This window comes from Rhizobium sp. B21/90, from assembly GCF_019355815.1.
Lineage (GTDB): Bacteria > Pseudomonadota > Alphaproteobacteria > Rhizobiales > Rhizobiaceae > Rhizobium > Rhizobium rhododendri.
Window position 1 is genome coordinate 434391 of sequence record NZ_CP072163.1, and the last position, 23039, is coordinate 457429.

At 56.9% G+C, this 23039-nt stretch carries 20 protein-coding genes and 6 pseudogenes; 10 read left to right on the forward strand and 16 right to left on the reverse strand.

All coding sequences use genetic code 11. The annotated features are described in order from the left end of the window. Positions 1-31: 31 nt before the first annotated feature. The 3 genes and pseudogenes from J5278_RS20215 to J5278_RS20225 all read left to right on the forward strand — a co-directional run. Positions 32-708: pseudogene (locus J5278_RS20215) on the forward strand (IS3 family transposase); the annotation flags it as partial. A 649-nt stretch (positions 709-1357) separates the two neighbouring features. Next, positions 1358-2887 (forward strand): group II intron reverse transcriptase/maturase, encoded by a 1530-nt coding sequence (gene ltrA / locus J5278_RS20220; RefSeq protein ID WP_374109204.1) that lies wholly within the window; start codon positions 1358-1360, stop codon positions 2885-2887. A 64-nt stretch (positions 2888-2951) separates the two neighbouring features. Beyond that, positions 2952-3422 (forward strand): annotated as a pseudogene (locus J5278_RS20225) (transposase); the annotation flags it as partial. Positions 3423-3529: 107 nt separating this feature from the next. Here the strand turns inward: J5278_RS20225 and J5278_RS20230 are convergent. Beyond that, positions 3530-3847, reverse strand: a pseudogene (locus J5278_RS20230) (DDE-type integrase/transposase/recombinase); the annotation flags it as partial. Between the two features lie 209 nt (positions 3848-4056). Here J5278_RS20230 and J5278_RS20235 point away from each other — a divergent pair. Beyond that, positions 4057-4524 carry a low molecular weight phosphatase family protein gene (locus tag J5278_RS20235; RefSeq protein ID WP_209186978.1) on the forward strand — a complete coding sequence of 156 codons (468 nt, stop codon included), beginning with the start codon at positions 4057-4059 and terminating at the stop codon, positions 4522-4524. A gap of 52 nt (positions 4525-4576) precedes the next feature. Continuing rightward, positions 4577-5311 (forward strand): hypothetical protein, encoded by a 735-nt coding sequence (locus tag J5278_RS20240; RefSeq protein WP_209188308.1) that lies wholly within the window; start codon positions 4577-4579, stop codon positions 5309-5311. A gap of 100 nt (positions 5312-5411) precedes the next feature. On the opposite strand, the gene J5278_RS20245 is transcribed toward J5278_RS20240, so the two are convergent. The 4 genes from J5278_RS20245 to J5278_RS20260 all read right to left on the reverse strand — a co-directional run bounded on the left by J5278_RS20245 (position 5412) and on the right by J5278_RS20260 (position 8167). Further along, a complete protein-coding gene (locus tag J5278_RS20245) occupies positions 5412-5924 on the reverse strand; it encodes an adenylate kinase (protein ID WP_209187002.1) in 513 nt (170 codons plus the stop codon). 156 nt (positions 5925-6080) lie between these two features. Further along, positions 6081-7034 (reverse strand): LysR family transcriptional regulator, encoded by a 954-nt coding sequence (locus J5278_RS20250; RefSeq protein ID WP_209187001.1) that lies wholly within the window; start codon positions 7032-7034, stop codon positions 6081-6083. Positions 7035-7279: 245 nt separating this feature from the next. Next, on the reverse strand, positions 7280-7651 hold the full coding sequence (locus J5278_RS20255; RefSeq protein ID WP_209187000.1) for a nuclear transport factor 2 family protein: 372 nt from the start codon (positions 7649-7651) through the stop codon (positions 7280-7282). A gap of 15 nt (positions 7652-7666) precedes the next feature. Continuing rightward, positions 7667-8167, reverse strand: a complete 501-nt coding sequence (locus J5278_RS20260; protein WP_209186999.1) for an HIT family protein — start codon at positions 8165-8167, stop codon at positions 7667-7669. A gap of 168 nt (positions 8168-8335) precedes the next feature. Between J5278_RS20260 and J5278_RS20265 the strand changes: the two genes are divergently transcribed. Continuing rightward, positions 8336-9202, forward strand: coding sequence for a dienelactone hydrolase family protein (locus J5278_RS20265; protein ID WP_209187003.1), 867 nt, complete (start codon positions 8336-8338; stop codon positions 9200-9202). A 314-nt stretch (positions 9203-9516) separates the two neighbouring features. Here J5278_RS20265 and J5278_RS20270 read toward each other — a convergent pair whose 3' ends face one another. The 8 genes and pseudogenes from J5278_RS20270 to J5278_RS20305 all read right to left on the reverse strand — a co-directional run bounded on the left by J5278_RS20270 (position 9517) and on the right by J5278_RS20305 (position 14220). Next, positions 9517-10056, reverse strand: coding sequence for a hypothetical protein (locus J5278_RS20270; RefSeq protein ID WP_209186998.1), 540 nt, complete (start codon positions 10054-10056; stop codon positions 9517-9519). 276 nt (positions 10057-10332) lie between these two features. Next, a complete protein-coding gene (locus J5278_RS20275; protein ID WP_209230093.1) occupies positions 10333-11457 on the reverse strand; it encodes an IS5 family transposase in 1125 nt (374 codons plus the stop codon). Positions 11458-11507: 50 nt separating this feature from the next. After that, positions 11508-11798 (reverse strand): hypothetical protein, encoded by a 291-nt coding sequence (locus J5278_RS20280; protein WP_209185808.1) that lies wholly within the window; start codon positions 11796-11798, stop codon positions 11508-11510. 34 nt (positions 11799-11832) lie between these two features. After that, positions 11833-11904: pseudogene (locus tag J5278_RS20285) on the reverse strand (IS6 family transposase); the annotation flags it as partial. A 267-nt stretch (positions 11905-12171) separates the two neighbouring features. Further along, the gene (locus J5278_RS20290; protein ID WP_219258899.1) at positions 12172-12909 is read right to left on the reverse strand and encodes a DUF4139 domain-containing protein; all 738 of its coding nucleotides are present in this window, start codon (positions 12907-12909) and stop codon (positions 12172-12174) included. Positions 12910-13302: 393 nt separating this feature from the next. After that, positions 13303-13623: pseudogene (locus J5278_RS20295) on the reverse strand (EamA family transporter); the annotation flags it as partial. 47 nt (positions 13624-13670) lie between these two features. Continuing rightward, positions 13671-13930 (reverse strand): annotated as a pseudogene (locus tag J5278_RS20300) (D-alanine--D-alanine ligase A); the annotation flags it as partial. A 59-nt stretch (positions 13931-13989) separates the two neighbouring features. After that, positions 13990-14220, reverse strand: coding sequence for a hypothetical protein (locus J5278_RS20305; protein WP_209185805.1), 231 nt, complete (start codon positions 14218-14220; stop codon positions 13990-13992). Positions 14221-14901: 681 nt separating this feature from the next. Here J5278_RS20305 and J5278_RS31650 point away from each other — a divergent pair. Next, positions 14902-15072, forward strand: coding sequence for a YcxB family protein (locus J5278_RS31650; protein ID WP_374109216.1), 171 nt, complete (start codon positions 14902-14904; stop codon positions 15070-15072). 237 nt (positions 15073-15309) lie between these two features. On the opposite strand, the gene rtcR is transcribed toward J5278_RS31650, so the two are convergent. After that, complete coding sequence (gene rtcR, locus J5278_RS20315; RefSeq protein WP_219258900.1) at positions 15310-16917, reverse strand: RNA repair transcriptional activator RtcR; 1608 nt, start codon at positions 16915-16917, stop codon at positions 15310-15312. Positions 16918-17128: 211 nt separating this feature from the next. On the opposite strand from rtcR, the gene J5278_RS20320 reads away from it, so the two are divergent. Both J5278_RS20320 and J5278_RS20325 read left to right on the forward strand, forming a co-directional pair. Further along, positions 17129-18685, forward strand: a complete 1557-nt coding sequence (locus J5278_RS20320) for an RNA-binding protein (RefSeq protein ID WP_219258901.1) — start codon at positions 17129-17131, stop codon at positions 18683-18685. A gap of 802 nt (positions 18686-19487) precedes the next feature. Next, entirely contained in the window at positions 19488-20894 is a 1407-nt protein-coding gene (locus J5278_RS20325) for an RtcB family protein (RefSeq protein ID WP_219259171.1), read from the forward strand. A 103-nt stretch (positions 20895-20997) separates the two neighbouring features. Here J5278_RS20325 and J5278_RS20330 read toward each other — a convergent pair whose 3' ends face one another. After that, positions 20998-21759: a metallophosphoesterase gene (locus J5278_RS20330; RefSeq protein WP_219258902.1), complete on the reverse strand. Its 762-nt coding sequence runs from the start codon at positions 21757-21759 to the stop codon at positions 20998-21000. 375 nt (positions 21760-22134) lie between these two features. Then, the gene (locus J5278_RS20335) at positions 22135-22464 is read right to left on the reverse strand and encodes a hypothetical protein (RefSeq protein WP_219258903.1); all 330 of its coding nucleotides are present in this window, start codon (positions 22462-22464) and stop codon (positions 22135-22137) included. A gap of 161 nt (positions 22465-22625) precedes the next feature. On the opposite strand from J5278_RS20335, the gene J5278_RS20340 reads away from it, so the two are divergent. Continuing rightward, positions 22626-23012 carry a 3'-5' exonuclease gene (locus J5278_RS20340; protein ID WP_219258905.1) on the forward strand — a complete coding sequence of 129 codons (387 nt, stop codon included), beginning with the start codon at positions 22626-22628 and terminating at the stop codon, positions 23010-23012. Positions 23013-23039: the final 27 nt, after the last annotated feature.

The window sequence follows — 23039 nt, forward strand, 5'->3', positions numbered from 1 at the left end:
TTCGGCTTAGATGCCGGGAACAGGAGATACCATGACCAGACGACCGCGCCGGAACCATAGCCCGGCTTTCAAGGCCAAGGTGGCGCTCGCCGCCATCCGAGGTGAGCAGACACTGGTGGAGTTGTCCCAGCAGTTCGATGTGCATGCCAACCAGATCAAACAGTGGAAAGACCAGCTCCTTGAGGGGGCGACAGGCGTTTTCGGTGATGAAGCGAAGGCGGAATCGGCGGGTCCAACCGTCGATGTCAAAACACTGCACGCCAAGATCGGCGAGCTGACACTGGAGAACGATTTTTTATCCGGTGCGCTCGGCAAGGCGGGATTGCTGGGCGGAAAGAAATGATCGACCGCTCACACAAACTCTCCGTGTCACGCCAGGCGAAGCTTCTCGGCTTCAGCCGTGGAAGCGTCTATTATCTGCCGCGTCCGGTGCCTGCCGGCGATCTTGCACTGATGCGACGGATCGACGAACTGCATCTCGACTACCCGTTTGCCGGAAGTCGAATGTTGCAAGGGCTCTTGAGGGGAGAAGGGCTGGAAATTGGGCGGCTGCACATCGCCACGCTAATGAAGAAGATGGGCATCGAGGCGATTTATCGCCGCCCAAACACCTCAAAACCAGCGCCTGGGCACAAAATCTATCCCTATCTTCTGCGCAAGTTGGCGGTCACCCGGCCCAACCAAGTCTGGGCAATGGACATAACCTACGGTGCGCCTCGCCCCAATCGGGGAGGCATATGACTGGAATGCAAAGAGAAAGGAGGATGTGAAGATCTGCCTGTCCCCTGCTGCGAGGGGACATGAGCCCAAGCGGCGGTGACCTGCCGTCAACTGGCAGGGTGACGTAGCCCGCAGGTAAAGGGGATTGAGGCGAAGCCGTTACGCCTAGATGGTTCCCGAGGCTGAAGTATTGGACGGTTGAGGAACACGAACCGGTTAACCCGCATCTGAGGGCTGAAAGGTCGCCTTCGCCTACACGGCTTAACAGGCGGAATGCTGATGAAGCTGCCGGACACGTAAGTCGGCGGCATCCAAATACGGTCGTAGATGTATGACGTCCGTATGGGGTCATGGGGAGAATGCAGCCAGACCATGACATCGGCATCGACTTGCGGAACGCAAGGGAAAAGACTGCGACCGGCAACCTCACCAATACGTTGACGTCCAGCATATGAACGAGGGAAGGCATGATGGAATGACAACGAAGTATTGCGTCGCAAGGGAGTTGACCCTGATGTCCATCATGTTGGCGGAGTTCCCGTAGTAGTCCGGGATGGGGAAAGCCCATCACATGGCGAAGGGGAACAGTTCAAACTGCTTGAAGTGCAAACTATCTGACCAAACGAGGTGAAGACCTTTGATAATCAGCGAAATGCAGCACAAGCTCGCAACATGGGCCGAGAGCGATCCAAACCGAAGGTTTGATCGGCTTCTTCGGCTGATTGCCAACAGGGAATGGCTTGCCAAGGCCGCTCGGATGGTTCTTGCGTCAAGTGGCGCACGAACGCCGGGTATCGACGGAATGGATAAGCAAAGACTGCAGGTCAAACTGGATGAGCATCTGGACAACCTGCGAGCAAGCCTGCTGGAGGAGAGTTATCGCCCCCAACCGGTCAAGCGCATCTATATCCCGAAACCCAACGGTAAGCTACGACCACTGGGTATTCCGACCCTGACGGATCGCATCGTTCAACGCGCCATGCTGATGGCCATGGAGCCGATCTGGGAGAGCGATTTCCATCGTTTATCCTACGGCTTCCGGCCAGAACGGAGCGTGCATCATGCCGTCCGCACCGTGAGGATACAGCTTCAGGATGGAGCCGACACGACGAGGGGCCGCTGGATCATCGAAGGTGATCTGGCCAGCTACTTCGACACGGTCCATCACCGGCTGCTTCTGAGATGCGTGCGGCGACGGGTGCAGGACGGGCGGTTCGTCGATCTTCTCCAACGGTTCCTGAAGGCAGGCCACATCGACCGTGGCCTGTTTACAGCCTCCAGCGAGGGTGTTCCGCAAGGTGGCGTTCTGTCACCGCTCCTGTCCAACATCATGCTCCACGAGTTTGATATGTGGCTGGAGGCGAAATATTTGAGCGACAAGGCCCGCAAGGACCGCTGGGCATGGAACTTCGGCATCAAGCAGGGCCGCCCCATCACGGTTCGCGAGAACCGGCAATGGAAGCCGGCTGTTGCCTATTGCCGATACGCTGACGACTTCGTCGTGATCGTAAAAGGAACCAGGGCTCAGGCAGAGGAAATCCGCGAGGAATGCCGGGCGTTTCTGGAAGGTGAGTTGAAGTTGACGCTGAACATGGAGAAGACCCATGTCACACACGTCAATGACGGCTTCGTCTTTCTGGGGCACCGGATCATCCGCAAGCGTGGGGCACGTGGACGGATGTCCATCGTCACGACGATACCCAAGGAAAAGGCAAAGGGGTTCGTTCGCAGACTTACCGAAACCCTTTCCGGCAATCATAGTGTCAGTACGGTCGACATGATCGCTGGCCTGAACCGCCAATTGGTGGGATGGGCGGCGTTCTACAAGTTCACCGACTTCACGGCGTACGTCTTCCGGCGCATCGATCATGTCGTGTTCTGGAAAATGGCGCATTGGCTGGGGCACAAATACCGATCCCGCATCAAACCCTTGATGCGGAAATGGGTCAGGGCCCCGGAACCGGGCAAGGCGAAAACCTGGCTCGTGTTTGGTCGGAATGAACGCGGTGACCCTGTCGGAAAAGTGTTGAAACGGCTTGTCTCAAGCCCCAAGGCGCAGTTCCGGTGGCGCAATCCGGAGGAGAACCCATACATCTTCCGGATCGAGAACCGCAGTACCGTCATGTCGCAATACCATGACGTTGCTATGGCCATGGGCCAAGCTTGAATAGAGAGCCGTATGCGCTGAAAGGTGCACGTACGGTTCGGGGAGGAGAAGCGCATCTGCGCTTCTTACTCCACTCCCAATGGCTCGCGGCTTCGTCTATCTCTGCGCCGTCGTCGACTTGTTCAGCCGGAGGGTTCTGTCGTGGCGGCTGTCAATCACGATGGAGGCGGACTTCTGCATCGAAGCGGTCGAGGAAGCGCTGGCCCGTTATGGCAAACCCGACATCTTCAACACCGACCAGGGATCGCAGTTTACCTCTGTCGACTTCACCGCCGTGTTGAAGAAAGCTGAAATCGCCATCTCGATAGATGGCAAGGGAGCATGGCGCGACAACGTCTTCGTCGAACGGCTCTGGCGTTCGATCAAATACGAGGAAGTCTACCTCCACGCCTACAACACCGTGTCCGAGGCCCGCGTCGGCATCGGCCGATATCTTACCTTCTACAATAGCCGACGCCCACATTCATCCCTTGACCGGCAGACACCGGATCAGGCCTACTTCAACGCGCTGGCACCAATGATGGTGGCGGCATAATCGAGGCGGAAATCCACTTAGCCAAACGCCCGAAACTGTTCAGACAAACCGAGCCACCTCTGTCGCCTCAACTTGAACAGGCTGTCAGATGGCAGCGGCGGTCGATTTTATGTGGCGCGTGGCAGCATGATTTCACGCCAGACGGCCATAGCCTCGGTGCGAAGCGTTCGGTGATCGGCGGCAGTTTGATGTTTGCGGTGAACCAGAAAGAGATTGGAAATCGGTCCGTGGGCTGAAACGAAACGTTGGCATTGCGCGGCAGACTTGAACCGCATCATGATCCGTTCTCTCCGCCTTATGGGTACATGGGAATTTTCTGCCCGATTGTGCAGCCCCTTATGCGAACGATGCTCAACGCCGGGCATGATATCGCGTTTGGCGGCATCGTAGGACCGGAGTTTGTCGGTCACCATCACACGGGGTGTGAGACACCTGGCCTTTGAGCAACTTCATGCCCACCGCTCTATCGAACAAAACTTAAGGCGACGCTGCCCGCTGATTCACAAATATCCCCTTCTCTGTTGGATAAGAAAGAACAGGCATCGTGGTTTCAGGGTTGAGGCTTATGTCATACTGAGAGGAGAGCCTGCATCAACCGAGTTTGACTGACGCGCACCCTTGGGAGGGTAATGTTTTGAAGAGCGTTCTTTTCATCTGTAGCGGCAACATCTTCCGCAGCTTGAGTGCCGAGCATGCACTGCGGCTCTCACTCGGCAGCAGCCAATCGATGCTTGTCGGTTCAGCAGGAACGATTGCAGAGCCTACAGATGTTCCGCCTTTGGTCCGCCGGATATTGGCCGAATTGGGCGCGGATGTCGGAAACCACGTTCCTCGCCGATTGACCGCCGAAATGCTGACCAGCGCGTCTCATCCCGTCGCAATCAGTATCGATCACCAGACTTTCGTCAGAGACCAATTCGGGGTATCAATCCCACTCCTAAATGAGCTCGCATATGGCCAGACGTCATCCGTCCCTGACCTATGGGAGGTCTATCCAGATTGGCGGGAACGCCCGGCTCATATGATCGAAATCTACACCCGATCAACGATTAACCACATTTTCGAATGTATTCCGCGAATCCTGATGAAACTTGGACATTGAGTGCCGCCTGTATCAGGATGACACATCGGTCGGGGGTGTTAAGGAAAATCCAATGATCATTTTTTCCGGAAAGATCGATATCAAAGACATAACAATCGATCTGTTGCCGACTACCAAGAAGCGAAGTTCCACTCTTGAGCACGATCTGGACAGGCTCTGGCAAGACGAAGTAGCAGAAATGACGGCGAAGGGTCGAAAGATCTGGAATGCCGAATTGTACCGCCTTGAAGGCTTTCAGCAGTCGGATACCTCCCTCCATGTTGAGTTATCAACGATTGAGATCAAGGAAATTCACGCGGCTCACAGGCTGCCAGGCGAGCGCGACCTGGGCGAAAGCTATCACTCGAACAATGTCTTCGTCGCGTCGTTCATCGAGACGAGCGATGGCAAATTCCTGTTCGGCCGGACGAACACGAACACGCTGACCGCCGGGCGAATAGATCTGATAGGTGGTTCGCTTTCAAAAACAGAACGGCCCATCGCTAATGCCAATGACCTTTTCCATTCGGCGCTCAGCGAAATTGAAGAAGAGCTGAATGTAGGCATGGCTGATGTGAGATCAGGACATCTGTGCGCGATTTTGAAAACGCCTCGCTCTTATGTTGGAATGATCTTTCACGTCCGCTTGAATATCGACCTTGTGCAGTTCGAGAGCCGCTTTGCCGCTCGTAATAATGACGAAATCACTGAAGCCATTGCAGTCGAGCGGATTGATTTAAGCAGCTTCTTGGATTCTCAGGCAAGCTATTTGCCGTCTCTAAGCAAGCTTGATTTGATGGCATTATAGCTGGTTGTCGCAAAATATCTCGACATTTGCTCGAAATATTTGCCGAATTTTTGCGGCGTCGCAAAATAAGGAATTCCGAGACAGGCGTGTTGTGTCCGGATCAGATAGCATCCGCGAATGCATTCAAGTCGTCCACGCTGCGAAGTTGCACCAGCGCCTTGCCCTGGACTTCCGCCTCTGCGCAAAGCTCTCGAAGTGCCGGCATCCATCCTTGATCGACATCCCAGATCGTGCGGAAAAGCTCTCGGGTGGGAGGCATAGCAGAAATGCCGCCTGGAGCATGTTCGAGTTTCCCAGACATCCAGGACATCTGCCGTTCTGCGGCAAGCCAGAAATGCATCCATAACGGCATGTCGATAAGAATGATTTCCGTTGCACGCGCAACGCGCGCTGGGATCGAATCCAAGCTCCCGAGCCCGTCGATCACCCAAGCATCCTCCGAAATGATTTTCTCATGCTTGCGTGCATAGACATCAGGCGGCGTTAGAACCCAACCCTCTTGCCAAAGGCAGCGGTCCATTTCGACATGTAGAAGGCCTCGCTTCTCGCTAAGTTTGCGAGCAAGCGTGGATTTTCCACCCCCTGCATTACCAAGAATAACAATTCGCGACATCGGCTATTGCCTCAAAACCCCGAGCAAATCTATAATTCTACCGGCGACCTTTGCAACATCACAAAATTAGAAGTGCCGCGCCTAGCCGCAAGTCCGCGTTTTGAGCGGAGTGGGCAAGGCATTGTCGACAGTGCCCGAAGGCGTCGTCCGCCCCAATCAACGAGCGGCCGGCGTTGCGACTTGCTCGCGCAGCCAGGCGACGAACATCGTCGCCGCTGGCCGCAGTGCCACACCACTCCTATGCACCACATGATAATTGGTGTCCGCAGGCAGGCTTTCGATCACCGCCTTTACCAGTCGCCCGGATAAAATCTCGTCAGTCACCAGCATCGTTCGAACGAGGGCGAAACCTTCGCCGCGTCGGCAGGCAGCCAGCATGTCCTCGAAACTCGGCAGAACGACCATGTCCGCCAACCGATCTTCGATCCAGCGACCACCCTCGATGCCGAAGAATTCGGAGCTCCAGCGACGCCAGTCTAGACTGGTATGATAAGCATCGGAATGCGAAAGGAATGGCGCCGCGGAGAAGGCTTGCCGAGCAGGTAGGCGGCGTTTGAGATCGGGGGAGCAAACCACAAATTCGTCATCGAACAGCATCGTGAACCCGTCTTCTTGCGCCATCGGCCGTGCGAGCCGGATTTGCAGATCGGCATCGCCGTCAGAAAACACGTCACGCCGATAATCCTGGCTCACCCGCAATGCCACATCGCCATGCGACGCCACAAAGGCATCGAGACGACTGGCAAGCCAATAGCGAAAAAATTCCGGCGCCACGACCACGTGCAAGTCATGCCGGCCGGCCTGGGGACGTGCGGCTTCTATCGTCTCCGACAACATGCGGAGCTGATCGCGCAATTGTCTCGCCAGCATCTGAGCCTTTGCGGTCGGCCTCATCGTTTTGGCTGATCGCTCAAACAGCCGCTCGCCGACAAACCGCTCCATCTGAGCGATGTGGTGGCTGACGGCGCTCTGCGTCAAGTTCATGCGATCGGCCGTCTTCGTCACGCTGCCGGATGCGGCGACTTCCACGAAGGATAGGAGAACCGGCCACGTCGGCAGCCCGCGCTGCATCCATCGAATCTCATCATGGGTTTGATGATCAGACTTCATTTCCATTTTCCGTCAAAGCCCACGTAAGTTCCCTTCTATAACAAGGTAACGCCGGTACAATCATGCGATTTTTTCATGGGTTGATGCAATGGTGGAAGTGGAAGCGGCCTCCATCGCCACCGGTCTCTCTTTACCGCGACATTGGACTCGATCCGGCTCCCGTACCGGTCGATTGGCGGCGCCTGGATCGCTGGTAGCCACGACCTCCGTTTGTCGCGAATATAGTGTATCGCTGCCAAAGACGTTCATGGCGAAGGATGTTGACTGAGATGCTCATGGACAATCTTCCATGTGTCGCGTTCCTTGCCGAGGATCGTCGTGCCTCGCCCGCCGCCCAATAAAGTCTTTGCTTCGATCGTGGCTCTCCATCGGAAATGATAGGTGCAGGCGGCGGCGGCATCGCCCATCGCGATCCAGTTCGTGTCTTCAAGCCAATAGTCTTCCAGAGGAAATCTACGCCACGTTGCCTCAAATGCTTTGCGGATATCATCCAGGCCGACGTACGAGCCGTCGTTGAACCAGAATATTGCGTCTGGTGAGATCAAGGGCACCAGATGGTCGAAATCGTGCAGGTTGATCCGGGCTTCATACTGCTTAAGCGTCTCTTCCGGTCGCATCTCATCTTCTCCTGATCAGGTAGGGCCCCGGGACGGAAAGCATATCACCTCTCGCAACAATGCAACGGCCTCAGAGACCGTTCGCCCCTTGATCGTGGGCGGCTCCGCACGCTCGCAAAACTCTCGCCATACAAACAGCGTGAGTTCAGCGCCATCTGTCGCGGTTTCCCCCGGTCCTTCCGCGAAGGTTCCAAGCAGACGATATCTCTCGTTCTTCCAGAACAGCGCCTCAACCCAATCAAAGATCGGGATCACATGGAAATGGATCGGATAACCGGGTGAGTGACCGTAGCGGCCGATGTAGACCCGTTGGGCATGCAATTCCTGTTTCAATGCGCTTTGCGCCACCGCCAGCAACGGCCCAAGTTCGCAAAGCGCGCCTTCCGACAACTCGGACAAATCATCAGTGTCAGCCTTTGAACTGACCATGAGATAGCCGGGAAGCGCGGAGTTTATCCTGTGGCTTACAAGCCATCCGGTTGTCTCGAAGATGTGAAAACGCTGAGGTATTTCCAAATTCTGCCTCCGGTGTCGCTATTGAAAATTCAACGGGGCATGTTGCTGGTAAGCAGGAGTTTGGTATCATCGGGGCTCAAAAATTTCACTCTACTTTTTCGATTGAGATCCATCAATGCTGGCTAATGTCACCACTTGAAGGTTCGATGGGTTCAAAGGAGTACGATGATGCCTTTCAAACCAATAATGACGTTGATGGCGACCGTCGTAGTCCTCAACCTGAATATTGGGATAGCCATGGCGGGCGAAGAAGTCCGGTTCTCAAGCGAGATAGCCGAGCCAAGCCCGTTTCAGGAAAGACTGGCTAAGCAAAAGAACGAGCCACTCCCGCAGACCCAAGGGACACCATTGATCGGGTATCTGAGCCGTCCTCCAGGCAATGGGCCGTTACCAGCCATTGTTGTCTTGCACGGATGCGGTGGCCTGGGATCAAGGCTCAAGAATGATGTTGCCGAGCAGTGGGTGGCTCGGGGATATGTCGTCTTTGTCATCGATAGCTATGCTACTCGGGATATAAAAACGACATGTCGAAACACACGAAGCGATGGCGCATTTACGAGCACGGAACGCGTCTACGACGCTTACGGGGCGCTCGACCTTTTGTCGACTTACCCTTTTGTTGATGCCCAGCGTGTCGCTCTGATGGGTTTTTCCGCTGGCGGCGTGTCAGCCTTGGAGGCGACCAAGGTTGAAGGTGATGAGCAGCTTACGGCTCGCAAGTTCAAGGTTGCGGTTGCCTACTATCCAACGTGCTCCGCAGATGATGGAGACGCGACGGTACCGACCCTCATCGCTGTCGGAGAACTAGATGACTGGGGGCCGCCGGCGCTATGTCGTCAAAGGCTTGCCCATTTGAGCGGCGGGGCCCCCAAGATACAGCTCGACGTCTATCCTGGTGCCTATCATGACTTCGACGTTCCCACCACGAAACCAGGGACGGTCTACTTTGGCCATCGCCTCGAATACAACGCGGCCGCGGCGGCACAATCGACAAAGGACGTGGAGGCGTTCTTACGGAAAGGGCTCGACAATTGACTACTCGGAAAAGCTGTTGATGACGGCAACGGGCCGCCGACGGACAAACGGCTTGTCGCGAAAAACCCGGGCAGACCGTGTCAAAACTAATCTGGCTTGACGGCAGTTACAAAGTGGCGGCCGCCCCTCGCGCCCGCAAGAGGGCCGAGCCTCGCTGCGCTGCGGCCGCACCACCCCTCTTGCAGTCGCTACCCCTGGCCCCCGCCGGTCAGGCAGGGTTGCATGAATGCACCCGCCTTCTTAAACCATCTGAGGGAAAACTTTCATGGGCGCTGGCCTGCTATCGGATGTACATGGTCAGGATCGCTATCAGCTCAGTCGCTCAACGTTCCCCTGTCCTGTTCCAGTTGCTGGTAGATCGCATCGCCCTGCTCGGGGAAGGTTCCGTTTGCGAGGTGCTCGGCATATTCCTCGAGGTCGACGAAGACGTTGATCGTGCCGCCGCTGATGAAGACGATGCAGGGTTCGGTATCGGCATCCGACTTCCACCAGTAGAAGCATAGTCCGAGCCCCTGGCCGCCATCTTCCAACGCCAGCAGTGCCGTTCTTCGCCAGTCGGAGGGATCTGATGGTGGCAGCGGCTTGTAGTCCTCGGCCTTCAGGTCGATCGATTCTTTCACGTCCGAGTTGGCGTAGAGTTCTTCCAGCGTGTTTGGATCAGCGACATCCAATCCCGTCAGCCCCTCCGTCCAAGTCAGGGCGAAGCTATAGAAATCGCGCATCTGTGGCGAAAGCGGCTTGCGAGTCACCCGGTCGATCATCAGGATCGTTTCCGGCGGCTGTCCCTGCGATACGGTTTGAGAAAAGCCACATTCCTCGTTTTTCTCGTAGATCTTGTTCAGCAGGTCAAGCATCCGGTTTCCTTTGCAACTGTCGCAGAGTGTTACCATGTGTGCATTATCGGCTACTGACAAGATCATCCGCAATCCAGTCGACCATCTTGCATGGATGGTCCGACGTCGTAAGTCCGACGAGCAGGCATGATGCTTTAACAGGTCGCGGAAATAGCGCCGATTTTTCCGCCGATCCTGGCTAGACGGCTCGAAGACAGGCCGTGATGAGGCTTTTTCAGCGGCCGTTGTCGGCCCATTTTGTCGTCATCCGCCTGGTTCGGCGGATTCCGGGCGCGATTAGGCTGTCGCCAGCAGCTTTGGCAGCCTCACCAGATTATAAGCGGTGGCTGTCAGTGTGAACATCCAGCCGACGCGATCCTTTCCACGATGGCGGGTCTTACGCATTCCGCCGCTGGTCTTGGCCCAACCGAACACTTCCTCGATACGCTTGCGAATGCGCTGACTGACAGCGTAGCCAGGGTGATGGGTGGTGCGACCGTCGATGGCCGAGCGTCGGTTCGTCGTGTTTTGGGCGACGTGTGGCGTCACCTTTGCGTCCCGCAAGGCAGCAACGAAATCGGCCGTATCGTAGGCTTTGTCTGCAGCCAATGTGATGCGATGACGACCATCCATGCGGCCCACCATATCCAGTGCCGCCTCGCGCTCGGCGGTTCCGGTCGCATGGGTCAGCGTGGCGTCAACAACCAAACCATTGCGGTTTTCCATGGTGACGTGGCCCATGTGGCAAAGCCTGGCCGCCTGGCCACGGGCCTTCTTATAAAGCCTGGCGTCCGGGTCGGTGGTCGATGCGTGGGTTGCGTTGCTGCGCTTCTCGCCGTGGAAATCGCGCTCAGAGTTGCGGCCTTTGGCTTCTGGCGGCTGTTTCTCTTCAGCGCCAGAGCCGCTGCCGTCGGTGTCGCCACCATCTGTGTCGTCCTTGGGCTTGAAGCTCTTCATGCTGGCCCAGGCTTCGATCAAGGTGCCGTCCACCGAGAAGTGGTCGTCTGACAGCAATGCTTTCACCCGCGGCTGGCTCAGCAACGCGGCCAGAAACTTGGCGGCGATATCGCCAGCCAAGAGCCGCTCACGGTTCTTGGTGAACACGGTGACGTCCCAGATCGGCGCGTCCATCGACAAGCCGACGAACCAGCGGAACAGCAGATTGTAGTCCATCTGCTCCATGAGCTGACGCTCCGAGCGGATCGTGTAAAAGGCCTGCAACAACAGAGCGCGCAGCAGCTTCTCCGGCGGGATCGACGGACGGCCGATCGCTGAATACATCGCCTCGAAATCCGGCGACAAAACTTCCAGCGCCTCGTCTACAATCGCGCGGATCGCCCGCAGCGGATGGCTTGTCGGAACCCGGGCTTCGCAGCTCACATAAGAAAACAAACCCGCCGTCTGGATATCATTACCGCGCATGTCCTGCTCCTGCCGACCAATCACTCAGGCATGGAATCATGGCAGTCCGTTCACAGCAAGGGCCTTTTTCCGCATCCTGTTAAGCGTCGCGCTCCTCCTCGAGCCGAGGTATAGATCGCATCGCCCTGTTCTGGAAACTTGCCATTTGCGAGATATTCGACCAGTTCGTTCAGATCGGCATAAAACTCCACGGTGCCGCCGCTGATAAAAATTACGCAGGGTTCGGTATCATTTCCGGATTTCCACCACAAGAAACTGAAACCGTCCTGTCCGCCCTCGGACACGGCGAGAAATTGCCGTCCGCTGCCAGCCGGAAGGGTCGGACGGCGGATCAGGGCCATGTATTGTGCCATCAATTCCAGCGACCGTTTCGTTCTCGAAATGCCTGCCTTTGAAGTCATCCTTTGACTGGCGCTTCAGTTTCTCGGCAATAGCGTTCAGAATCATGGGCTCGCTCCGTAACATTTGGAGCGGCAAGTTCCATGCTTGGTCAACATACGGTTGAGCCCGAAAATTTGCGACAGGCCCGAAAGTCTTCGGCGTCTGGCCCGCCAGAGCAGGCATGCGGCGCAGGCGCGTCGTCTTCTGGCGCTTGCGAGTTTCGTCATTGCGCAGCCTCAGACGCATCGCACGCAATGGCAAGCTCATAATACCGGCAGGCATAGCGGGATTGTAACGCGCCGATCTTGATGACCGACTCGACAGCGCGGCTGTCTAGTCTTCGCCTGAGGCATTCTCGAAAATGGCCCACGCTTGCAGCCGGACTTCACCATCCTGGCCGGGGACCAGCCTGTAGGACGTTTTCCAGATCGGCGCAGGTACAACATACGAAATATCCACATCGCGGCTATCCTGCCCTTCCAGCTTGATGGTGATAGTCCGAGCATTATCGACGCTTGCTTTTGAGATGACGCTCATGGCGCCCTTGAGCTTGTCCTTGATGGCGGGATCGACAATCGTGATCTGGGTTCCAGGAATTGGGACCATCGCGATCGCGCCGTCGTCACGCAGGAATGAGAGCTGCCAGCTCAGTGGCGTCTGGACATTGCCCGGGATCTCGGTGACGCCAAGCACAACGCCCTGCTGCTCGCCGGCCTGGATGCGGCTGCCTTTGATGGAATTCAACAGTGCTGGCAGGGACGTCAGGTCGGATGGCTTGAACGGCAGTGTTTTAAAGGTCTCATCGACCGGAGTGGGGCCAGCCAAGGACAAGCTCTTGACGTGGCCTTTGTCGTCGCGAACGACGATGCTCTTGAGGATGTCGTCGACCTGGTCCAGCGGGACGTCGATGTTGATCTCGGCATTCTGGCCGACGGTGGCAGAACGAACGATCTCCGCCAAGCCGCCGGACGACAGGGTGACGGACTTGACAGGGCCATCAGCCCCGGCAAATGCGGTTGAGGCTGTGAGGGACAGGAACACGGCTGAAGAAATTGCCTTTGAAACGAACATGAATTCTCCCCACAAATACAACGCAAGCGCCCTTTGGCAATCCACGGACGCACTTGCAGCTTAGATCAACCTCCAAGTTCACGGCAATTGAAGCAAATTTGGGGTGTGTAGCCGAACCCTCGGCTAAGGGATTCATACACGAAGCACCTGATGCAATCTGAACCATCGACCACTCAGCCTAGAAACTTCCTGCACGGCTGAACGAGGTAGGATCCCAAGGCCTGCCTCACCATGTCCTTGCTCGCACTACTGACCTGCCTGCTTCCGCCTCCCGGGGCCGTTGCCAGGGAATGGAAGTGCCGTCGCCCGGCAGAAGACTCGCCTCGTCAGCAGGAATCCTCAATCCAGATAGCTCAGATCAACATCGCTCGCGTGTCTCTCGTCAGAGTGACTGCCCGGAGACACGCCGAAGATGGCCGTCGATAGTGGAAGAAGACCGATGAACATGATCGAATGCGCGGATGTCACTTGCTGCAAGGCAAGCGCCGTCAACAGTGGAAATCCGACCACTACGCCCAGGGCGACGACGATGAGCGACGCGAGATCGCGCCGGGTTGGACGTTTCTCCCGAAACAGAAGCAGCAGACCCAGGCCAAGTATGCCGGCGATCGCGGCGCGCGCAACAGTCAGGAATACCGGATCGAATTGCTGTACGGCCACACGGGTTGCTGGCAGTGACCCGCTTAAGATGACGACGCCGATCAATCCATTGATCCACCCGCCAACTTACACTGTTGGATCAGTTCTCGTCGTTGGCATGGTCATGCGGACTGGCTCGCTCGCGCCAGCCCGTGTTCGACGAGGAGGTCGATAATTGCGGGATCGCTCACGCCGCTTGCCGTCATCGCCTTTGCATACATGCTGATATTGGTGAGGCCCGGAATGGTGTTCACCTCGTTGACGACGAACCTCATATCCGGCGTCGGAAGAAATCGGCACGCGCCATACCATCACAGCCAAGAGACCTGAACGCCCTGGCGGCCATATCGCGCATTTGCGCTTCCACCTGTGGCGGCAGATCTGTCTCCAAAGAGTTTTTGGACGCTCTGCGGGATTTTCGCGACGCCATGTGAGTTGTAATTAATCTCCGAAATATCCCCTAAGCCACAGGAGTTTATCCCGCGTCTCGTTATCGAGGGGAATGTTTGAAAAGGCGTTTTCGACGCCCTCAAATGCAATCAACCACTCGCCGACTTCAAAAAAATGACCGATAGCAGAAATATCTCTTCCGTCGTCGCCGAGACCGCGGATCAGGTCTTCGAGCTTTATGATCGCAACGGTATCGCTCGTGTCGCTGTCGCACCTACTCATGAAGCCTCTTGGATCTGCGTCTTGCCGATCGCGCATTGTGGACAACGACGACCTACCCGTCGAGAGGTAACTCGTCCCGGTAGACTATCATGGAATGGCCCAGACGCGCAGCATCCTGCGCCGCCGATCTTAGGGTTGGCTTGCCGTGGCTCTTGGGAAAGAACGGGCACAGGCGCTCCATCTGCTCGTCCGTCAGCCAAGATTGCTCACATCCAGTCTCCTCACTGAGCCTGAATCAGATCGTCGCCCTTGCATCAACGGGTCCTGCCCCTAGATTTTGGAGCTTGCAATCGTAGCGGCCTTCCAAGTAGGCCTTTCTTTTTCTAAGGTCAGAAGATGACGCAGGATGAGGTCAGCTATACCTATAGATGGGAGGATGTACTCGCAGCCAATCGGTTGCGCATGCAGACCCCACGCCGCCGTCGAATAGTGTGGACGGTTCTCGCGCTCATGGGAGTTGCTGAAACCGCGCTAGGTCTGGTAGTTACAGACGTCCTCCTGATCGGCCTTGGACTATTTTCCTGCCTTGCGTACCCGATGTGGCGCTTGGCGCTTCATTACTGGCTGCTCCCAAGGCACTCTCGCCGCTACTATAAGCAAGCCGCAGTCCTGCAAGAACCGATCACCGTCGCCTGGAGCGCGCTCGGACTTGCTACCCAATCGCGAATGGTAACCACTTCCATGCCGTGGAGCGCCTATATTGGTCGGCTAGAAGACGACGCGATCTTGCTCTTCCTCCAAACAGACGCGCTTTACCAATTCATCCCGAAGCGAGCCTTAAGTCCAGATCAGGTCCAACAGCTACGAGCGGCAGCCGCCTCGGTGCCGTGTTGGCGACACATTGCACCATGAGCGTTGTTGAATCGTCTACTACGCCCATTTCTCGGCCAATAATGCAGCCCGAACGCTTTCAGAAAACGGATGTTGTCGGACATCCTGGCCGCCACATGCATTTCCGAATTGTCGCGCAAGGATCGGTCTATAAATTTGTCGATTATGCTGCGCTTATCTTCATCAGCTTGGTCATATTTCGCTTCGGATCGCATCCTCTCTCAAAGGAAATCGTTGTCGCTATGGAGGAACAGAAGGCTAGTTTTTTCCTCTAATATCCTCAAATCTGAGCGCGAAGCGAGCAAGATATTTGGTCAAACGATCGGCATCGTTGCTGCTCTTCTTCTCTAGTCGCGAGTTCGCGAACAGGGCTCTGCCCGCAGCGCTGGCTGTAGGGTTTTCTCGGCAGGATTGAAGGACAGTGGCAAGTTGCGCTACGTCAAAACGATCGAGGCGAGCGGCGGCTTCGACACCTAGCAGCTCTTCAATGATCGCATTTGGCATCTCATCACCATTTGAGCTGCGCCAAAACGCATTCAGCCGTCGAACTTCATCGTCGACAACATCGGTGGTGATGCGCCCATGCGGTGCGAGCGTCGCCATGCGGGTAACCGAGGCCGACAGATCACGGAAGTTGGCGCTCCAGATGGCTTGCGGGCCGGTCGCGAACGCAAGGTACCGATCGCGGGCTTCCTTGTTAAAGGTGACATTTTCGCCTTCGCGTTCCAGATAGCGCCTGAGTTCGAAGTCGAGATTGGGCTCTATGTCCTCCTTGCGTTCGCGCAGGGCCGGTAGCTGGAAGGTCCAGAGGTTGAGCCGGGCATAGAGATCTTCGCGAAACCTGCCTTTGCGTACATCTTCACCGAGGTCGCGATTGGTGCCAGCAAGCAGCTGAAAGTCCGCGGATGTCTCCCGATCGGCACCTACCGGAAGGAACCTCTTTTCCTCGATTGCCCGCAGGCACATGGCCTGTTCATCGAGGCCGAGTTCACCAATTTCGTCGAGGAACAGCGCGCCCTTGTCGGCGGACATGAGCAAACCGGCACGTTCACCTGCGGCGCCGGTAAACGCGCCCTTCACGTGGCCGAACAGGGTGGACATGGCCTGGTCGCCGCGAAGGGTCGCACAGTTGACCTCCACGAAGGGACCGCTGATTTTTCGCTGACTCTTCTTTAGCTCATAGATCCGGCGGGCGAGCTGCGACTTGCCTGCGCCGGTCGGCCCGGTCAGGAGAACGGGCGCCTTCGAGCGGATCACCACTCTCTCGATCTCGTCGATCATTCTGTTGAAGGCGGCGTTGCGGGTCGAGATCCCGGACTTCAGGAAGGAGGCGGCGTCTTCCCGCTCGGACGCAAAGCGTTTGGCGATCTCGTCATAGCGGGAAAGGTCGAGGTCGATGATTCGGTGCGAGCCAGCGAAGTCCTGCTCTGGCTCACGATCGCGAGGCGGCGAGAGCTGCAGCAATTGACCTGGAATGATGCGGGCTTCGGTCAGCAAGAACCAGCAGATCTGCGCCACATGGGTGCCTGTGGTGATGTTGACGAGATAATCCTCCGTTTCGGGGTCGAAGCTGTAGCCGCGGGCAAAGTCTCTAAGGTTGGTGTAGACCTCCGAAAAATCCCAGGGATCTCGGAAGTTGATGACGTTGCTGCGCACCTCCGTGGCCGGCGCGACCGTCCCGATGTCGGCGACGATGCGGTGACAGAGCGCTTGCGAGTGGTTGTCGTGGATCAGTTCTAGCCGGTCGATGAACATGCCCGATTGTTGACAAAGCGCGACATTGGGCCGCCATCGGCTCCAGCGATTTTCCCACTTCCCCGCATCGAGAGTGGTTCCCAACATGCTGATGGCGACGCGGCGCTTCATGTGCTATCCAAAATTATAAATCTCTATCTCTTGAGATAATATAATCAGGGCCGTGATTTTTAGCAATTCACGATTGCCGCCGATGGCGTGAAAAAATAGTCCATAAAAACAGATAATTGAAGGAAAATTGCCAGCGTATCGAATTGATTTCCCAGACCTGGCACGCAACTTGAATTGTAGCTGGCACGAACCAACAAAAAGGGGTGCCGTTATGGTCAATAAGGCAATCTTCAAAACTTACCTCGGAAAACTGCTTCCTGGAACTGACACAAAAAATCATGCAGGTGCGCCGGCCTATCGGCTGACGCCGCGTGAGGCGCTCGCGCAGTATGCTCTGACCGGGACGTTCAACGGCACCTTCTATGCAGAGGGAGCCGAACAGCTTGACGCGGTAAAGGAGCTTGCCCTCCAGGTCGAGCCGGAGTTTCTCGCGAAGGTGGCGGTCTATGCGGCTGAGCGAGGTCACATGAAGGACATGCCGGTGACGCTGCTCGCCATGCTCTCTAGCCTTCAGAGCGATGCTTTTGCCAGCGCGTTCCCGCGGGTGGTGAAGAGCGGCAAGATGCTGCGTGGCTTCGTGCAAGTCATGCGCTCTGGCGCTACCGGCCGCAAATCGCTGGGCACACGGCCGAAGAAGTCGGTGCAGGCGTGGCTTGAACGGGCGAGCACAGAGCAGATCCTTCGTGCGATGGTAGGAAACGACCCATCCCTTGCCGATGTCATCCGCATGGTCCATCCTAAGCCGGCCACGGAAGAGCGCAAAGCCCTCTATGCCTGGGCAATCGGCAAGCCGCACGACTACTCTGCGCTGCCGGATCTCGTCAAGGCATTGGAAGCGTTCCGACGTGACCAGACGGTGCCGGTGCCGGACGTGCCGTTCCAGATGCTGACCTCGCTGCCGCTGACGCGGACGCATTGGGTCGAGATCGCCCGCAGGGGCAGCTGGCAGATGGTGCGGCAGAGCCTCAACACTTTCGCCCGCAACCGTGTGTTCGAGGTCGAGGGTTTTGCCGAGGCGCTGGCGGCCCGGCTTGCCGATCCGGAGGAAATCCGCAAGGCGAAGGTCTTCCCCTATCAGCTGATGATGGCGTGGAAGATGGTCGATGGCCAGGTTCCGGATGTCGTGCGGGATGCGCTGCAGGATGCGATGGATATCGCCGTCTCCAATGTGCCGTCCCTGACGGGCAATGTGGTGCTGTGCCCCGACGTTTCGGGTTCCATGGGCTCGCCAGTGACCGGTTACCGCAAGGGCGCGACGTCCTCGGTCCGCTGTATCGATGTCGCCGGCCTGATGACCGCGGCGTTTCTGCAGCGCAATCCAAAGGCGCGGGTGTTGCCGTTCGAGAATGACGTGGTGAACGTCAGTCTCAATCGGCGAGATTCGGTGATGACCAATGCCGACAAGCTGGCAAAAATCGGCGGTGGCGGAACGAGTTGCTCCGCACCGCTGAAGAGGCTCGCAAACGAGAAGGCCAAGGTTGATCTCGTGGTGTTCATCTCGGACAACGAGTCCTGGGTGGACGCGCGCAGAGGTGGCCAGCCGACTGCTGTGATGACGGAATGGGCAAGGATCAAGAAATACAGTCCGGCTGCAAAGCTGGTTTGTCTCGATATCCAGCCCCAAGCCTCGACACAGGCGGTGACGCGAGAGGACGTGCTCAACATCGGCGGGTTCTCGGATGCCGTTTATGGGGTCATCACCGCTTTCGCGGCCAATAGGAACGGATCGGCTGGCTGGGTAGAGGCCATCGAGGCGATTGAGCTCTGACCGGTTCACACAAAGCAATACCCCCGCGCCGCCGTGAACGGCGCGGGAGCCGTGACGAATGCCGGATGAAACTACAGATCGTTAATCTCCAGGTCGCGGGTTCGAATCCCGTCGTGTCCTCGCTTTATGGACGCGTAGCTCAGCGGATAGAGCAGGACGTTTCACCAAACCTCGTCGTCACGGACGAATGGAATGACATGGCGAATGCGGAGGAAACTACATTGGTTACCCTTCGGGAAGCGGGTTCGAACCCCGCCCTGCTGGCGATCCCTGGTGGAGGACCCGCAGGTTGTTTCTTCAATACTGGTCGCCATGGCCAAATGCAGCGGCGAATGCCGGACGGAACTACAGCCACCACAGTTGGATGGTCTGGCAGGTTCGACTCCTCCTGGGCATACGCTCTCTGGCACGAGCGGGGCCATCCGGTTTCGTCCATACTCGTCGCCGCTGCATGGCATACGATATCCCTGTTTCACGGGGGGTGGAATAACCCGGCGAATGCCGGCAGGACTACAGGGAAAGAGCGGCCCGCCGGATTTTTGGTGGGCAGGTCGGATGTTCAAGCCATCCCGCGCTTCGATGGAGCGCGTAGCTCAGTAAATTGTCCTGCCACATCTTGTCGCTGGAATGATGAAAAGGCCCTGGGCGAATGCCGTCGTGGCAACAGGGGCCGCATAGCGCCATGACCATGGAATGCGTCCGGCGCGATGGATCTCCACTAATGTTTGTCGCCCAAGGTGAAGTGATGAATAGCTACGGAACAAGAAGGACTGCAGACGCAGAAAAGACAATGACAACAGTAATGAGCGGACAGGATTTGATCGATGCCGGCATTAGCCAGGGGAAGTGGTTTCGCCCGGCACTTGAGGCGGCAAACACAGTTTTGAGCAAGGGTGGCTCGGTGACAGATGCCCTGGAAGCGGCGAAGGCATTCGAGCCGGGGCCAGCTCTAGCCTTGAGGGCAGATAACGATGTCGAGATCTATTCCAACATCCGCGCTGAGAACGCCTTCGAACAGGACAATGTCGAGAAGGTCAATGCGACGATGCGCGCGCTGGTCCGCACGCCGGTCGTTCGGGCCGCGGCGATCATGCCCGACGCCTGCCCGGCGGGTCCTGTCGGTACGATCCCGGTTGGCGGCGTGGTGGCATCCGACGCGATCCATCCGGGCATGCATTCGGCCGATATCTGCTGCTCCATGGCGATCTCGATCTTTCCCGGCGCAGACCCGAAGTCGCTGCTGGACGCCGTGCATGCCGTGACGCATTTCGGTCCCGGCGGTCGTCCGCGCGGAAGCCAGCTAAAGCCTTCCGACGCAACGCTTTCGGCTTTTGAGCAGAACCCGTATCTGCGCGATGGTGCTCTGAGTGTTGGCATTGAGCATTTCGCGACCCAGGGGGACGGCAATCATTTTGCCTATGTCGGAACGATGAAGTCGACCGGCGAAACGGCACTTGTGACCCATCACGGATCGCGAGCACCGGGTGCACGACTCTACGACAAGGGCATGAAGGTCGCCAACCGATTGAGGGAGCAGATCTCGCCAGAGACTCATCGGGAAAATGCCTGGATCCCGGCAGACACCGCGGAAGGCGACCTCTATTGGTCGGCGCTGCAGACCATCCGCCAGTGGACGAAGGAAAACCACTATGTCCTTCACGATATGGCGGCAGAGAAGCTCTCAACCAAGGTTGCGGATCGCTTCTGGAACGAACATAATTTTGTTTTCCGCAAGTCGGACGGGTTGTTCTACCACGGAAAGGGTGCGACGCCCGCCTTTGACAAATGGGCTGACGATGCGACCGATCTGACCATCATTCCGCTCAACATGGCGGAGCCGATCCTGATCGTTCGCGGCACAAACGCTGCAAATGGTCTCGGCTTCTCGCCCCATGGTGCCGGCCGCAACTTCTCGCGCAGCGCGCATATGAGGCAGTTGTCTGCGGAATATGGTGCCGATTCGCGGGGGCTTAGCCCGAACAACATCGCAGCTATTCTCGAGAAAGAGACAAGTGGTCTGGACGCGCGGTTCTTCTCCGGTTTCGCGGATGTGTCGGAACTACCGAGTGCCTACAAGAGCGCTGTGAACGTGCGGGCACAAATTGAGCATTTCGGACTGGCTGAGGTGGTTGACGAGGTGATCCCCTACGGGAGCATTATGGCAGGCGACTGGCAGAAGAATGCACCCTGGCGCAAAAAGCGTCAGTAAACACAAGGGAAGGCGGCAAGCTCGCCTTCCCTCGACATGTAACATGCCGACACCAATCGACCCATTCCAAAAGCAACCGCGGAAAATTGGTCTCCCCTATCCATTAACCTGGCTGCCACTCACCGACGTGGATCGCACCGGTGTCGGTCAGTTCGGTGCATACGAAGTGTGAAAGCGCATCTCGCCTGATCACTGCCGCGCTCAGCCGTCCAGTACGATACGCGCCGGTGTCCAAAGCTATGCGATTTGCGTAAACTTCAGGCCGCAGCGACTTCGTGATCGTGTGACCATGCAAAACGACATGACCAAAGACGTCCATGTGGTCGAGGAAGCCCGTCCTGATCCAGCGCAAGTCGTATTCGTCCTGTTTGGCGAGCAGAATGCCGGGACGTATTCCAGCGTGAACAAAGCAGAAGCGCCCCATTTCTTTGAATGTCAGCGCGTTTTCCAGCAAGTCCACATGATGTGGGAAGACGCGGCGGATATCGGCGGCGATGTTCTCAAAATCTGGCACCGGACAACTGGAATAGGCGCTCACTGTCGCAACGCCTCCCCAATCCATCCAGTTGACGGCGTCCTCCTGGGTGAGAGTACCGCGAAGGAGCTCACGCAGGTAAAAATCATGATTGCCGAGAATGAGCCGGGAGCCCGGGTAGAGATCGAGTGTCGAACAAACCTGATCAAGTACCTTCGGACTGTCTGGGCCTCGGTCGATCAGATCGCCCAGAAAGATCACCACAGGCTTGGATTGATGATCATCCGAGGCAGCTGCGATGTAGCCAAGCATGGCCTCAAGAAGGTCGGCGCGTCCATGAATATCGGCAATGGCATAGATGTCGGACGATAAACTCTGGGTCTTAGTCACTATTTTTCCTGCAGGCAAACATGGTGCGTGAAATCATCCCTGGTGCTATGCAAGGTATAGGGACTTAGAGCGACGAGCAAAGGCCCAAGGCAAAGCCGGATGGTCGCAGTTCCTATAGGCCATCCCGGGAGTGACGCGCCACAAGAAATTGACAACGAACGATTGGATTTGAACGGAGTTAAACCGTCGCTTCCAAGCCCACGACTTCTTTCCCACCAAAAGTGCTGCTAAATTTTACACCACATGACTGTGGTAGTCACTCAAGGGCCTGTTACGGCTTTACATGATTCCGAGTTATGTGAATTTCAGTTCCCGCTACAGTTATCCTAACCATTATCAATTGCAACTCGGAATCATCATCATTCAAGCCGGCCTTCACCGCGGTCGCGCCAAGTATTCCACACGGTCGAACGGAGCGGCGGCTGAACGGGGTCGTATCGGAGGCGGTCCCGTCAGCGGAGTGTGGTGGTCGAAGACAGTTTCCATGATACCCGCACCACTGGACAGGCCCGGCAATTGCTGACGAATGCCTTGCACGCTGGACGAGGGGATCGCACCCTCCAGCCGTGCGACGCCACTGATGATTTCGGTCGCTTGCACCGCTGCACCCGACTTCGACAAAAGCACATGGAAAGCCGGAAGGACGGTGAGAGGAATCTCAAGCTGAAACCGCTCGAACGGTTCGCAGACGACGGTGCCTGCCATCGACAGAGCACTTGCCAGGACTAGTTGCGTCAGGCCTCGAAAATCGGCTGCCGTGCTTGAAGGTGAACTGTGCTTAAGTGCCGTGACGGCCACATGGCAATCGATCATCGCACCGCAATAGCGCCGTTATCTGTGCATTGTCCTCCAAAAGCTATCCTGCCATGGCAGCGACCGCTGTATGCGACTGCGACCATTGCCGTAAGCCGGTCCCTGATGATGCAGGACTTTATATCGTAAGGCGCAAGGACCTGCCTCGATACCTCAAAACGGGCAAGCCGGTGCAGCTTCGATGGAGTTCCAGCATCAAGGTCGCGGCGGCCGATCTACCGACACTTATGTTCGGACGATCCAAAGGTCTCGGTTTTGACCGCGTCGTTATCTATCCCACGGAAAAAATGATGTCGTGGCTGGAAGACCCGACGGACCAACTGGAAGGAGAGGCGCGTGCCAAGCTGTACGTCGCCTTGACGCGGGCACGTCATGTCGTCGCTGTCGTGCACGACCTTCCAGAGGGAAAATCAGTTCCGGGCTTTTCGCTATTCGAGTAGTGGAAATTACCGGGAAATTTCGCTGTA

Coding starts and splice junctions, on each gene's coding strand:
- J5278_RS20265 (WP_209187003.1), top strand. CDS start 8,336: ATGCCTTTCAAACCAATAATGACGTTGATGGCGACCGTCGTAGTCCTC.
- J5278_RS20335 (WP_219258903.1), bottom strand. CDS start 22,464: ATGGCAGGCACCGTCGTCTGCGAACCGTTCGAGCGGTTTCAGCTTGAG.
- J5278_RS20325 (WP_219259171.1), top strand. CDS start 19,488: ATGAGCGGACAGGATTTGATCGATGCCGGCATTAGCCAGGGGAAGTGG.
- J5278_RS20270 (WP_209186998.1), bottom strand. CDS start 10,056: ATGCTTGACCTGCTGAACAAGATCTACGAGAAAAACGAGGAATGTGGC.
- J5278_RS20305 (WP_209185805.1), bottom strand. CDS start 14,220: ATGAGTAGGTGCGACAGCGACACGAGCGATACCGTTGCGATCATAAAG.
- J5278_RS20240 (WP_209188308.1), top strand. CDS start 4,577: ATGATCATTTTTTCCGGAAAGATCGATATCAAAGACATAACAATCGAT.
- J5278_RS31650 (WP_374109216.1), top strand. CDS start 14,902: ATGCCGTGGAGCGCCTATATTGGTCGGCTAGAAGACGACGCGATCTTG.
- rtcR (WP_219258900.1), bottom strand. CDS start 16,917: ATGAAGCGCCGCGTCGCCATCAGCATGTTGGGAACCACTCTCGATGCG.
- J5278_RS20250 (WP_209187001.1), bottom strand. CDS start 7,034: ATGAAGTCTGATCATCAAACCCATGATGAGATTCGATGGATGCAGCGC.
- J5278_RS20290 (WP_219258899.1), bottom strand. CDS start 12,909: ATGTTCGTTTCAAAGGCAATTTCTTCAGCCGTGTTCCTGTCCCTCACA.
- J5278_RS20320 (WP_219258901.1), top strand. CDS start 17,129: ATGGTCAATAAGGCAATCTTCAAAACTTACCTCGGAAAACTGCTTCCT.
- J5278_RS20340 (WP_219258905.1), top strand. CDS start 22,626: ATGGCAGCGACCGCTGTATGCGACTGCGACCATTGCCGTAAGCCGGTC.
- J5278_RS20255 (WP_209187000.1), bottom strand. CDS start 7,651: ATGCGACCGGAAGAGACGCTTAAGCAGTATGAAGCCCGGATCAACCTG.
- J5278_RS20245 (WP_209187002.1), bottom strand. CDS start 5,924: ATGTCGCGAATTGTTATTCTTGGTAATGCAGGGGGTGGAAAATCCACG.
- J5278_RS20280 (WP_209185808.1), bottom strand. CDS start 11,798: ATGGCCCTGATCCGCCGTCCGACCCTTCCGGCTGGCAGCGGACGGCAA.
- J5278_RS20275 (WP_209230093.1), bottom strand. CDS start 11,457: ATGCGCGGTAATGATATCCAGACGGCGGGTTTGTTTTCTTATGTGAGC.